The 12,548-nt window shown below is 70.9% G+C and carries 10 protein-coding genes; 2 read left to right on the forward strand and 8 right to left on the reverse strand.

Annotated features, from left to right (window positions below; translation table 11 throughout):
* Positions 1-7: 7 nt before the first annotated feature.
* Genes ACFWV3_RS14585 through ACFWV3_RS14595 form a run of 3 tightly spaced genes read right to left on the reverse strand, consistent with a single transcriptional unit; the run spans position 8 to position 3,935 of the window.
* Positions 8-889 carry a carbohydrate ABC transporter permease gene (locus ACFWV3_RS14585; protein WP_382411622.1) on the reverse strand — a complete coding sequence of 294 codons (882 nt, stop codon included), beginning with the start codon at positions 887-889 and terminating at the stop codon, positions 8-10.
* Positions 886-1,761, reverse strand: coding sequence for a carbohydrate ABC transporter permease (locus ACFWV3_RS14590; protein WP_382411623.1), 876 nt, complete (start codon positions 1,759-1,761; stop codon positions 886-888). Before ACFWV3_RS14590 ends, ACFWV3_RS14585 begins: the two co-directional genes overlap by 4 nt.
* Complete coding sequence (locus ACFWV3_RS14595; protein WP_382411624.1) at positions 1,758-3,935, reverse strand: pectinesterase family protein; 2,178 nt, start codon at positions 3,933-3,935, stop codon at positions 1,758-1,760. The genes ACFWV3_RS14590 and ACFWV3_RS14595 overlap by 4 nt, the downstream gene beginning before the upstream one ends.
* Positions 3,936-4,175: 240 nt before the next feature.
* Between ACFWV3_RS14595 and ACFWV3_RS14600 the strand changes: the two genes are divergently transcribed.
* Positions 4,176-5,078, forward strand: a complete 903-nt coding sequence (locus ACFWV3_RS14600) for a DUF1963 domain-containing protein (protein ID WP_382411625.1) — start codon at positions 4,176-4,178, stop codon at positions 5,076-5,078.
* Between the two features lie 60 nt (positions 5,079-5,138).
* Here ACFWV3_RS14600 and ACFWV3_RS14605 read toward each other — a convergent pair whose 3' ends face one another.
* A complete protein-coding gene (locus tag ACFWV3_RS14605; protein WP_382411626.1) occupies positions 5,139-6,314 on the reverse strand; it encodes an MFS transporter in 1,176 nt (391 codons plus the stop codon).
* A gap of 73 nt (positions 6,315-6,387) precedes the next feature.
* On the opposite strand from ACFWV3_RS14605, the gene ACFWV3_RS14610 reads away from it, so the two are divergent.
* On the forward strand, positions 6,388-7,368 hold the full coding sequence (locus tag ACFWV3_RS14610) for a LacI family DNA-binding transcriptional regulator (RefSeq protein WP_382411628.1): 981 nt from the start codon (positions 6,388-6,390) through the stop codon (positions 7,366-7,368).
* Between the two features lie 160 nt (positions 7,369-7,528).
* Here ACFWV3_RS14610 and ACFWV3_RS14615 read toward each other — a convergent pair whose 3' ends face one another.
* The 4 genes from ACFWV3_RS14615 to araB form a co-directional block, all read right to left on the reverse strand.
* Positions 7,529-8,284, reverse strand: a complete 756-nt coding sequence (locus ACFWV3_RS14615) for a hypothetical protein (RefSeq protein WP_382411630.1) — start codon at positions 8,282-8,284, stop codon at positions 7,529-7,531.
* A 306-nt stretch (positions 8,285-8,590) separates the two neighbouring features.
* Positions 8,591-10,093: an L-arabinose isomerase gene (gene araA, locus ACFWV3_RS14620; protein WP_382411632.1), complete on the reverse strand. Its 1,503-nt coding sequence runs from the start codon at positions 10,091-10,093 to the stop codon at positions 8,591-8,593.
* A gap of 17 nt (positions 10,094-10,110) precedes the next feature.
* Positions 10,111-10,764: an L-ribulose-5-phosphate 4-epimerase gene (locus ACFWV3_RS14625; protein WP_382411634.1), complete on the reverse strand. Its 654-nt coding sequence runs from the start codon at positions 10,762-10,764 to the stop codon at positions 10,111-10,113.
* On the reverse strand, positions 10,764-12,437 hold the full coding sequence (araB, locus tag ACFWV3_RS14630; RefSeq protein ID WP_382411815.1) for a ribulokinase: 1,674 nt from the start codon (positions 12,435-12,437) through the stop codon (positions 10,764-10,766). The genes ACFWV3_RS14625 and araB overlap by 1 nt, the downstream gene beginning before the upstream one ends.
* Positions 12,438-12,548 lie beyond the last annotated feature (111 nt).

Below are 12,548 nucleotides of genomic sequence, written 5' to 3' on the forward strand. Positions count from 1 at the left end.
CCACTCCTCATCCCTTGACGGCTCCGGCGCTCAGTCCCTGCACCAGGAACCGTTGCACCACGGCGAAAACCAGCACGACCGGCACCGCGGCGACGACACCGCCGGCCGCGAGCGCGCCGAAGTCGGTGTTGAACTCGCCCAGCGCGTAGCTCAGCCCGACCGGCAACGTGAACTTGTCCTGCCTGCTCGCGAACATCAGCGCGAACAGGAAGTTGTTCCAGGCACCGATGAACGCGAACGACCCGACCGCGACCAGTGCCGGGCGCAGCTGCGGCAGCGTCACCGCGAAGAACGCGCGCAGCCGCGTGCACCCGTCGACCATCGCGGCCTCTTCGAGCTCCACCGGCACGTTGCGCACGAACCCGCTCATCAGGATCAGCGCCAGCGGCAGCTGGAACGCCGTGTCCGCGACCACCAGACCGGTCAGGCTGTTGAGCAGACCGGCGGACTTGAAGATCACGAACAGCGGGATCAGCAGCATCGCGCCGGGCACGAACTGCGTGCACAGCAGCGCGAGCAGGAAGACCCGCTGCCCGCGGAACCGGAAGCGCGCCAGCGCGTACCCGCCCATGAGCGCGAACACCGTGACGACGACGAGCGTGCCGAGCGCGATGACCAGGCTGTTGCGGAAGAAGAGCCCGAACCCGATGCCGTTCCACACGGTGTCGAAGTGCTCGAACGTGACCGGCCACGGCACGAGCGCGGTCTCCCCCGCCGGCCTCAGGGCGAACACCACCATCCAGTAGAACGGGATGAGCGTGAACACCAGGTAGAGCGCCAGCGGCAGGTGCAGCCGGACGAACCGGCCGGGGTCGCGGTGCCTCTTGCGCTTCGGCGGTGTGCGCGGCGGCTCGACCGGGGTCCGCGGCCTCACGAGGGTCTGGGTCATGCCCGGCTCCCGAACTTGGACAGCCTCAGGTAGAGGATCGAGAAGAACAGCAGGACCGCGAAGCCGGCCATGGTGAGCGCCGAGCCGTAGCCGAAGTCGTGCGAGTCGACGGCCTTGCGCGCCACGTAGAGCGGCAGCGTGGTGGTCTGGTTCGCCGGCCCGCCACCGGTGAGGGTGTAGATGAGGTCGACGTTGTTGAACTCCCACACCGCCCTGAGCAACGTCGACAGCACGATGGCGTCGCGCAGGTGCGGAAGCGTCACGCTCACGAAGCGCCGCCACCGTCCCGCGCCGTCGACGCTCGCGGCCTCGTACAGGTCGTTCGGGATGGTCTGCAGGTCGGCGAGCAGGAGGATCGCGAAGAACGGCACCCCGCGCCACAGCTCGGTGACGACGGTCGCGGGGAAGACGGTCGCCGGGTCGCCGAGCACCGACGTGCCGGGATCGCCGATCCCCCACTGCGCGAGCTGCTGGAAGATCCCCGTCGACGGGTTGTAGAGCAGGATCCAGATGCCGGTCGTGAGCACGCCGGAGACCGCCCACGGCGAGAACACCAGCGACCGGGCCACCGCGCGGCCGACGAACGTCTCGTTCACGATCAGCGCGAGGACCAGCCCGAGCACCAGTTGCAGGCCGACCTCGACGACCACCCACTTCGCGCTGAAGGCGAGGCTCTGCCAGAAGAGCTGGTCCTCGAACAGCATCCGGCGGAAGTTCTCGAGGCCGATGAAGCCGTTCTTCCAAGGCTGCGTGACGGTGTGCTGGCGGAGGCTGAACCAGCCGACGCTCGCGATCGGGTAGACCAGGAAGACGGCCATCAGCGCGAGCGTCGGGGCGATCAGGGCGTAGGGCGCCCAGGTGCGGGTCCTCACGCCGGGTTCCACCCGCTCAGGTAGGCGGCCCTGGTGTGGTTCCCCGCCTCGGCGTCGGTGAGCTGCGGGCGGTCGGCGTTCACGCCCGCGCCGGGTCCGGTGTTGCGGTACTCCGCGAACCTCGCGCCGCGCCAGGGAAACCCGGACATGTCCGTCCACGGCTGCGCCTTGACCGCCGCGAGCAGCTCGGTGTCGCGGATGACGACCCCGGCGACGGCGTCGGGGTCGCCACCGGGGTGCCAGGGCCTGCCGAGGAAGAAGGTGCCGCGCGGCGCGTCGCTGCGGATCACCGAGTCGACGACCAGGAACCCGTGCGGGTTGTCGCTGCGGGTGCTCGCGGCGGTGACGTACCCGTTGGGGTCCTGGTTCCTGCTCAGGGCGGTGATCGTCGCCCGTTCGAAGACGGCCGTGGCCCTGCCGAAGAGGAAGTCGACGTCGCCGGTGACGGCGCAGTCCCGGTAGTACTGGCGGGCGCGCGTCGTGGTGGCCGCGGTGTCGGCGTACAGGGTGTCCTGGTGGCCCTCGAACCGGACGCGGTCGAAGAGCATCCGGTCGCCGGTGGCCTTGACGGCGACGGCCTGGGTCGCGGTGATCTCCGGGTGCTTCGCGCGGTCGAAGGAGTTGCGGAAGGTGAGGTCCTTCGCGGTGAACCCGTCGGCCGCGATCGTCGCCGTGGCGCTGCCCGTCGTCCCGTACGTGGAGCCGTCGGGTTTCCTCGTGCCGCTGGCGTTGTCGAACTCGATGACGACGTCCTCCGCCCGTCCGGTGGCGCCTCGGATCGTCAGGTTCTGCTTGACCGCCGGGACTGTCACGACCTCGCGGTAGGTGCCCTTCGGCAGCGTGACCACGCCGTTCGCCGGCGCCGCGTCGATGGCGGCCTGCACGGTGGAGAACCCCTGGCCCACCACGAGGTGGTGCCCGGCCGGTTCCGCGCCCGCCTTCAGGTGCCTGATCCGGTGCGCCGGTTCGAGGCCGCGGTCGAGCGTCGGCGTCCACCCGGCGTCCGTGCCGAGCTGCTTGGCCGGGTTGGCGGCGTTGTGAGCGTTCACGAGGCTCGTCGGCACGCCGTCGACGAGGTTGCCGACGTCGGTGAGCGCCGTGCCGCCCCAGTTGTAGACGACCTTCTCGGGTGCGATGCCCTTGACGAAGTTGTTCTGCGCGTAGATCCGCGACTGGACGCCGACGCCCCAGCTGTACGTCTGCGTGCCCTCGTAGAGGTTGTTGTAGACGTGCACCTGCCCGAACCGCACGCGCGGCGCTCGTTCCTGGACGTTGCGGAACACGTTGTGGTGAACGCTCACCCTGAGCTTGCCGGGATCGGTCGTGGACGAGTTCGACGACCCGATCAGCATGGTCTTGCCGTGCTCGGCGAAGACGTTGTGCGACACGGTGATCAGATCGGCGCCGTTGGTGATGTCGAGCTGCCCGTCGTGCACCTGGTAGGGCCGTCCGAAGTGGAGCGGTTGGGTGCTGTCGACGTTCGGCTCGTCGGTGAACGTGCTGTGGTCCACCCACACGTGGTCCGAGCGCTGCACCGACACCGAGTCGTAGAGCGAGTTCCAGTTGCCGGGCGGCGCACCGGGGCTGGTGTCCGTCGGGTCCCACTGCGGGAAGCAGTCACGCGTGTCGCGGAAGGTCAGGTTGCGCACGATCACATTGCTCGTGCCGTGGATGCGCAGGCTGCCGCCGGTGATCCCCGCGCCCCTGCCGACCCCGATGATCGTCGTGTCGGCCTGGACGGTCAGCCCGATGACCGCTTCCTGCCTCTTCGCGGACGCCACGCGCGCCTGCTCCACCGGCCCCTCGGGCTCGCGCTCCCACCCCCAGACAGCCGGGTCGTACGCCGCCAGGTACCCCGCGAGCGTGTACCCGTCGGTCGCGTAGTCCTCACACCGCAACGGCGTCCCGTCGGGCCCGGTGTTGGCGTCGATGACGCCCCTGACCTTGATGATCCGCGGCCCCGGCGAGGCCAGCGCCGCGACCAGCTCGGCCCTCGTGCGCACCTCGTGCACGTGCCCGGCCGGCGCGTGCGCACCCCCGGTCGTCCCCTGACCCTCGGAAGCCCAGCCGTCCCCTGCCCGCAGCACCTGCCGGGCCGGGTCGGGAACGGCGTGCGCCGGGACCACCCCGGTTCCCGCGCAGGCCAGAACCAGCGCGCCAACGAAAAGCCGCATGACGGGATACCCTTCAGAAAGGATTCACATTCTTGAACACCGTCCACGATCGTGAAACGAGTATTACGACAGCGTCCGTCGTGCGTCAACGAAGTGAATTCATTCGACGAGCGGCGCCGGTATTCGACGACCATTCGAGTCGAATGCGGTCGAATTCTTCGCGAACTGGATCAGCGGATGATGCAATTGTGCGCAGGGGGTCGGGAGAGCGCTTCCCGCGTTCTGCGATCATGCTCCGCCATGGACCGCTACGAAGAGTTCCGCCGCGCGGCGACCGACCGGGGCATTCCGGCCGGCGAGATCGACAGGTTCACCGGGCAGCTCCGGTTCGCGATCTGGACCGGCAAGGCAGGCGCGGACGACACCGAGGCAGGACAGCTGGGAGGACTTCCCCGGTTACCGGCCGGCCTGGAGTGGCCGAGGGCCGACAGCTACCCGTTGCCGTTCATCGGGTCCGTCGACTGCGCGGCCCTCCCCAGGGTCGACGGCCTGCCGCTGCCGGAGGACGGGACGCTGCTCTTCTTCCTGCACCACGAGGAGGACATGGAGGGCCAGCCCCACGAAGGCGCGTCCGAGTACGCACGGGTCCTGCACGTCCCGGCGGGCACGGAGACGACGGTGGCCGACCTGCCGCCCGGCCACGACCTGTCGATGTTCTGCGAGGAGATCCCGTTCGTCATCCCCGAGGAACGGATCTCCGCCTGGGTCCACCCCGACCTGCCGGAGTGGCTCGAGGACCGCGACGCCGAGTTCGAGACCGCAGACGTGAAGCAGCTGCTCGCCGAGCTCGAGCACGTCGACCAGCTGTGCGAGCTGGTGGACGAGCTCTGGCCGTCCCCCAGCCGAGGCTCCGCCCTGCGCTTCGGCGGCTACGTGAGCGAGGTCGGCAGCTCCGACGGGCCGTGGACGCAGATGGCCGACGACACCCTCCGCAACGCGCCAGAGCCGTACCTCGACCTGCCGCGGGAGGAAAGGTTCCGCCGGCTGCACGAGGAGGAGGACCGGCTGGTCCGGGAATGGGTGAACCTCGCCCAGTTCTACACGCAGAGCGATGTGTACTACGGGTGTTTCCTGATCAGCGCCGAGGACCTGGCGGCGGGGCGGTTCGGCGAAATGCGCTCGTACACGATGTTCACGGAGTAAAAGACGCGCTGTCGAATTCCGGGCGTGCTCACGACGAACCCGTGAGCACGCCCGGACCGGTTACTCGACCTTGATCGGCCGCAGCATCGGCACGAGCGCCAAAGCCGGCAACAACAGCAGCGGCACGATCAGCAACGCCCGCAGCACCCCCACCTCGTTCCCCAGGAACCCGACCAACGGCGGCCCGGCCAGGAACGCCGTGTAGCCGATGACCGCGACCACGGACACCCGAGCCGCGGCACGGGCGGGGTCGTCGGCCGCGGCGCTCATGCCGACCGGGAAGCCCAGCGCGGTCCCGAGACCCCACACGCCGACGCCCACGACGGCCAGCGCGGACGAGGGTGCGAACACCGCCACCGCGACTCCGGCCGCGGCCAGCACCATCGAGAGCGCGATCGCCGGCACGCGGCCCCAGCGGTCCAGCAGGATCGTGCCGAAGATGCGGCCGAACGTCATGGTCGTCACGAACACGCCGAACACCAGGGCGCCCAGCGCCGGGTCGAACGCGTGGCCGTCGATGAACGCCACCGCCACCCAGTCGTTCGCGGTGCCCTCTGTGAACGCCAACACCAGCACGAGCAGGCCGATCAGCAACGTGCGCGGCTCGCGCCACGCCGCCAGGACGCCGCTGCCCTTGCCGTGTTCCGCCTCGGCCGCGAACCGGTACGTGCGCGCCGCCACCAGCGTGCCGCCAGCGACTACCAGGGCCACCACGGCGAGGTGTGCGGTCACGGGCAGCACGGCCCACGCGGCGAAGGAGGCCATGCCGGCCGCCGCCACGGTGCCCAGGCTCCACATCGCGTGGAAGCGCGGCATCACGGTCTTGCCGATGACGCGTTCGACCTCGGCGGCCTCCACGTTCATCGCCACGTCGCACAGGCCGGAGCCGTAGCCGAGCGTGAAGATGCCGATCGCGGTCAGCAGCGGCGACGGGTACGCGCCGATGCCGACGCCCGCGACGGCCAGGCCGATGGCGACCGTCACGGCCGAGACGGAGACCGTCAGCTTGGGGCGGAGGCGGTGCGTCACCTCGCCCGCGGTGAGCATCGCGAGGCAGGCGCCGACCGACATGGACAACAGCAGGAGGCCCAAGGCACCCGGCGTGAGGCCGAGCGCGTCGCGGGCAGCGGGGACCCGGGCGAACCAGGTCGCGACGGCGACCCCGTTGAGCCCGAAGGTGACCGCCACGCCCGCCGCGGCGGCTCGAACCTGGTTGCGCGGCACCGTGACCGACATCCTGGTCCTCCTTTCTCGATACACGAAGTACTTACCCCACACATGGAAGCGCTTCCACCGCAATACTGCTGAGATGACGGAACACACCGCCACGCTGGACGACGTGGCCCGGGCCGCGGGCGTGTCCCGGGCCACCGCCTCACGTGTCGTCACGGGACAAGGACCGGCATCGCAGAAGTCACGCGACAGGGTAACCGCGGCGGTGACGGCGCTCGGCTACGTGCCGGACGCGTCTGCGCGCGCGTTGGTCACCCGTACGGGTACGCGCCTCGCCATCGCCGTCATCGGGCACACGGCGGCCGTGCTCGACGACCCGTACGTCGGCCGCGTGCTGACGTCGGCGGCGCACGTCGCCGCCGAGCGCGAGGTCGGCGTCTCATTGCACTGGCTACCCCTGAACGACCCCGGCTCACTCGCCCGCCTCGCCGACGGGCGCGGCCTCGGGGGCCTGGTGGTGGTGAACCCGACGCGGCCTGCGCTCGAGACGGTGCCGCGCGAGCTGCGCGGGCGGGTGGCCGCGGTCGGCGTCGGCGCGCGGCACGTGCCGTCCTTCGACGTCGACAACCGCTCCGGCACGGACGGGGTCGTGCGGCACCTGGTGCGCTCGGGCAGGCGCCGGATCGCGATGGTCACCGGCCCGTCGTGGCTGCCCTGTGGTGACCGCGCCGTCGAGGCGTACCGGCGGGTGCTGCACGACAGCGGCGGCGAGGCGCGGGTCGTGCCCGGCGACTTCACGGCCAGGCGCGGGACCGAGGCCGCCATCGAGATCATGGCGCGGTGGCCCGACACCGACGCGGTGTTCGCGCTCAGCGACCTCACCGCGCTGGGTGTCCTCGACGGACTGCGCGTGCTCGGCCTGCAGGTGCCGGGCGACGTCGCGGTCGCCGGGTTCGACGACATCGCGTTCGCGGGCCTCGTCCGCCCCGCGCTCACCACCAGCACGCACCCGGTGGAGGAGATCGCCACGGCGGCGGCGATCTCCGTGCTCGACCGGCGCGACACCGGCGGTGCCACGTTCTACCCGTCCACGCTCGTCGTGCGGGACAGCGCGTGACCACTCCACCGAGCCATGTTCGCGCTAACATCCGCCGACGATCCGCCGACGCGCCGAGGTCCTGCCGGACGGTGGCGCGAACCGTCCGGCAGGACCCCTTTCCCGAAACGCTCGCCCCGCCGCGAGGGCGGGGGTCTGACCGCTCGAACCCCGAGGAGAGTTACTTCAGCGAACAGGTGGCGAAGCGCTCGAGTCCCTGAGGCCGGGCCTGGACGCGGCCGATGGCGATCGCGATCCGGTCCAGCGCGGCACCGCGCTTGCTCGCCAGCGGGCCCAGGATCGCGTTCTGCACGAAGTTCGGGCCGCCCTGGCCCGCGGAGGTGCGCAGCCGTTCGTTCGCCTCGGCGAGCTGCCTGTCCAGGTTCGCGAGCTCGCGGTCGACCTCGGCCCGCGCGGCCGCCGGCACGGAGCCCACCACGGGCGCCGGGCACGCGATGGCGCCTCCCGCCGCCGGAGCCCCGGTCGGGGAGGCCTGCGACGACGTGGCCGGGGGTGCCGAGACGGCGGGTGCCTCACCAAGTCCGCAGTTCGCGAACCTCTCCAGGCCCTCCGGCTTGGCGGCGACCCTGCCGATCGCGGTCTCGATGCGGTTCAGCGCGGCGACGCGCTTGCTCGCCAGCGGCCCGAGGATGGCGTTCTGCACGAAGTTCGGCCCACCCTCACCGGCGGAGGTGCGCAGCCGTTCGTTCGCCTCGGCGATCTGCTTGTCCAGGTTCGCGAGCTCGCGCTGGACCTCGGCCTGCGCCGCGGCGGGGACTTCGGGGACCACCGGGCGCGGGCAGACGATCGAGCCGGTCACCTCCTCGCCGCCGGCGAGGGCGACGGCGGCGGTCACCGCGGTCAGTGTCGCGGCGACCGCGACTCCGGCGACCAGTACCCGCTTGCCGCGTTGCGGTCGTGCATGCGCTTTCGACATGGGCGAACCTCACGAGTGGGGGACGTTGGGTGCCGGCACACGAGGAATACGGCCCTGGAATGTGACGGGTTCAACCACTTGTGAGCGTTCACAGCACCTGGCATCCTTGCGAGGTTCCCGGCGCGCCCGCGAGACCGCGCCGGCGAGCAGGAGAGGCGGCGACGGCCCCGTCGTCTTCCCGCGCGGAGGGCAGCTGTGCTCTGCCCGCCGTTGTTCGACGCGAGCGGGGGTGGAGCCCACCGGGACCCCGTCCAGCGGGACCTCCCGATGTGCTCCACCCCCGTCGCCAGGTGGTGGCCCGTCGCGTCAGACGAGGCCGGTCGCCAGCCGGTGGTAGGCGGCGTTCCAGCGCAGCCGGTCGAAGAACGACGCCGGAGTCGTCTCCGCGTCGATGAGCACGAGCTCGGTCGCGGCCATCTGGGCGAAGTCCCGCAGCACCTCGGCGCCGACGGCCTGCGTCATGACCGTGTGGTGCGGCCCGCCCGCGGTGAGCCAGCACTCCGCGGACGTCGAGAGCGACGGCGCCGGCTTCCACACCGCCCGCGCGACGGGCAGCTTCGGCAGCGGCTCGTCCGGCGGCACGACGGTGACCTCGTTGGCCACCAGGCGGAAGCGGTCGCCGAGGTCCGCGAGACCGATCGTCACGGCGGGGCCGGGAGCGGCGTCGAACACCAGCCGCACCGGGTCCTCGCGGTCGCCGATGCCGAGCGGGTGGATCTCGCACGACGGCTGGTCCGCGGCGATCGTCGGGCACACCTCCAGCATGTGCGCGCCGAGGATCTTCGGCTCGCCCGGCCCGAAGTGGTAGGTGTAGTCCTCCATGAACGACGTGCCGCGGCCGGTTCCCGTGCCCATCGCCTTCACGGCGGCCAGCAACGCCGAGGTCTTCCAGTCGCCCTCGCCGCCGAAGCCGTAGCCGTCGGCCATCAGCCGCTGCACCGCGAGGCCCGGCAGCTGCCGCAGCCCGCCGAGGTCCTGGAAGTTCGTGGTGAACGCCCCGAACCCGCCGTCGTCGAGGAACGACCGCAGGCCGATCTCGATGCGGGCGGCGTAGCGCAGCGAGTCGTGCCGCTCTCCCCCGCGCGCCAGCTCCGCGGCCAGCCGGTAGGTCTCGGCGTAGTCGGCGACGAGCAGGTCGATGTCGGCGTCCGGCACCGCGTCGACGACAGCCACCAGGTCGTTGACGCCGTAGGTGTTCACCGAGACGCCGAACCGCAACTCCGCCTCGACCTTGTCGCCCTCGGTCACGGCGACGTCGCGCATGTTGTCGCCGAACCGGGCCAGGCGCAGGTTCCGCAGGTGCGCGGTGCCGGCGGCGGCGCGCGCCCACCCGTCGATCCGCTCGGCCACCACGGGATCACTGGCGTGCCCGGCCACCGTCTTGCGCGCCACCCCGATCCTGGTCTGCACGTAGGCGAACTCGCGGTCGCCGTGCGCGGCCTGGTTGAGGTTCATGAAGTCCATGTCGATGGTGGACCACGGCAGCGCCTCGTTGAGCTGCGTGTGCAGGTGCAGCAACGGTTTGCGCAGCAGGTCGAGCCCGGTGATCCACATCTTCGCCGGCGAGAACGTGTGCATCCACGCGATGACGCCGACGCACGACGGGTCGTTGTTCGCCTGCTGCATGACCCCGCGGATGGCGCCGGAGTCGGTCAGCACCGGTTTCCACACGATCTCCGCGCTGATCCGGCCGGAGTCGGACAGCATCCGCGCGATCTGCTGGGACTGCGCCGCGACCTGGTCCAGCGTCTCGGGGCCGTAGAGGTGCTGGCTGCCGGTGAGGAACCAGATCTGGGGCTTGTCCGCCATGTGCTCTCCTTCTGGGCTCACTGGCCGTAGACGTTCTGGTAGCGCTCGTAAAGCCGGTCGACGTGCTCTTGTGCGATCACTTCCGGCTTGCCGAGCTGGAGTGCGAAGTGGACGGTGCGGGCGACGTCCTCCACCAGGACGGCGGCCTTCACCGCCGCGCGGGCGGTCGTGCCGACCGTGAACGGGCCGTGGTTGCGCATCAGCACAGCCTTCGACCTGCTGGTGGCCAGGGTCTCCACGATCCCCCTGCCGATCGAGTCGTCGCCGATCAGCGCGAACGGCCCGACCGGGATGTCCCCGCCGAACTCGTCCGCGATCATGGTGAGCACGCACGGGATGGGCTCGCCGCGCGCCGCCCATGCCGTGGCGTAAGGGGAATGCGTGTGCACGACACCGCCGACGTCCGGCATGTGCCGGTACACGTAGGCGTGCGCGGCGGTGTCGGAGGACGGCGCGAGCTCGCCCTCGACGAGCTCGCCGTGCAGGTCGGTCACGACCATCGCGTGCGGGCCGAGCTCGTCGTAGGACACGCCGGACGGCTTGATCACCATCAGGTCCTGGCCGGGCACGCGCGCCGACACGTTGCCGGCCGTCCAGGTCACCAGCTCGTAGCGGGTCAGCTCGCGGTGGAGCTCGGCGACCGTGCGGCGCAGCTCCGTCGTGGCGGACATCAGCTCTTCCCCTCCAGGGCGTCGCGCCGGTAGCCGCGCAGCCGGTGCATGACGTCGTTGGCGCCGCGGCCGAAGTAGTCGTGCAGCTCCAGGTAGTCGTCGAAGAGCCGTTGGTACGCCTCGACGTTCTTCGCGATCGGCGTGAACGCGTCGCGGCGCACCGACCCCATCGCGGCGGCCGCCGCGCGGATGTCGGCGTGCGCACCGGCGGCCACCGCGGCGTGCATCGCGGAACCCAGCGCCGGTCCCTGCGCCGACCCGATCACCGACAGCGGCAGGTTCACCACGTCGGCGTAGATCTGCATCAGCAACGGGTTCTTGAGCAGCCCGCCGGCGATGATCAGCTCGGTCACCGGCACGCCCGCGTCGGTGAAGGCGTCGACGATGACGCGCGTGCCGAACGCCGTGGCTTCCAGCAAAGCGCGGTAGATGTCCTCGGCCTTCGTGGCGAGCGTCTGGCCGACGACCACACCGGACAGTTCGTGGTCGACGAGCACGGACCTGTTGCCGCTGTGCCAGTCCAGCGCGACGAGCCCGTGCTCGCCGACCTCCTGGCCCGCGGCGAGCTCGCTGAGCAGCTCGTGCACGCCGATGCCGCGCTCGGCCGCCTGCTCGTGGTAGACGGGCGGCACCTGGTTGCGCAGGAACCACGCGAAGATGTCGCCGACGCCGCTCTGCCCCGCCTCGTACCCCCACAGCCCCGGCACGATGCCGCCGTCGACGACGCCGCACATGCCCGGCACGTCGCGCAGCGCCTCGCCGCTCATGACGTGGCAGGTGGAGGTGCCCATGATCGCGACCATCTGGCCGGGCTCGACGGCCCGCGCGGCGGGCGCGGTGACGTGCGCGTCGACGTTGCCGACCGCGACCGCGATGCCCTGCCTGAGCCCGGTCCACTCCGCGGCCTGCGCGGTGAGCTCACCGGCCTTGCCGCCGAGCGGGGACAGCGGGTGGTCGAGCTTGTCCGCGACGAAGGTCCCGAACTCCGGGTTGAGGTCCTTGAGGAACTCCGCGCTCGGGTACGCGCCGTCCTGGTGGATCCCCTTGTACCCGGCGGTGCACGCGTTGCGCGTGTAGGTGCCGGCGAGCTGCCAGATGATCCAGTCCGCGGCCTCGACCCAGTGCTCCATCGCCGCGTAGACCTCGGGTGCCTCCTCCAGCACCTGCAGACCCTTGGCGAACTCCCACTCCGACGAGATCAGCCCGCCGTAGCGCGCGAGCCACGGCTCGCTGCGCTGCCGGGCCAGCTCGTTGATCCGGTCGGCCTGCGGCTGCGCGGCGTGGTGGCGCCACAGCTTGACGTAGGCGTGCGGGTTCTCCGCGAACTCGGGCAGCTCGCACAGCGGCGTGCCGTCCGCGGTGACCGGCACCATCGTGCAGGCGGTGAAGTCGGTCCCGATGCCGATCACCTGCTCCGCCGAGATCCCGGCCGCCTCGACGGCCTGCGGGACGGCGGTGCGCAGGACGTCCACGTAGTCGGCCGGGACCTGCAGCGCCCACTCCGGCGGCAACGGCCGGCCGGTGGCGGGCAGCACCTGGTCCACGACGCCGTGGCGGTAGTCGTGCACGGCGGTGCCGAGCTCCGCGCCGTCGCGGACGCGCACGACCACGGCGCGACCGGACAACGTGCCGAAGTCGACACCCACCACACACGCGTCGCGGTCGATCGTCATGTCAGTCACGAGGCTGAGTGTTATCGCTAACAATCAGGGAGTCAAGATGAACGCGATGTAACGTGATTTCGCAGCGAGAGCACCAAATGGTGAACGACGTGAGCGCACGAC

This window comes from Lentzea sp. NPDC059081, from assembly GCF_042738015.1.
In the GTDB taxonomy this organism is placed as follows: domain Bacteria; phylum Actinomycetota; class Actinomycetes; order Mycobacteriales; family Pseudonocardiaceae; genus Lentzea.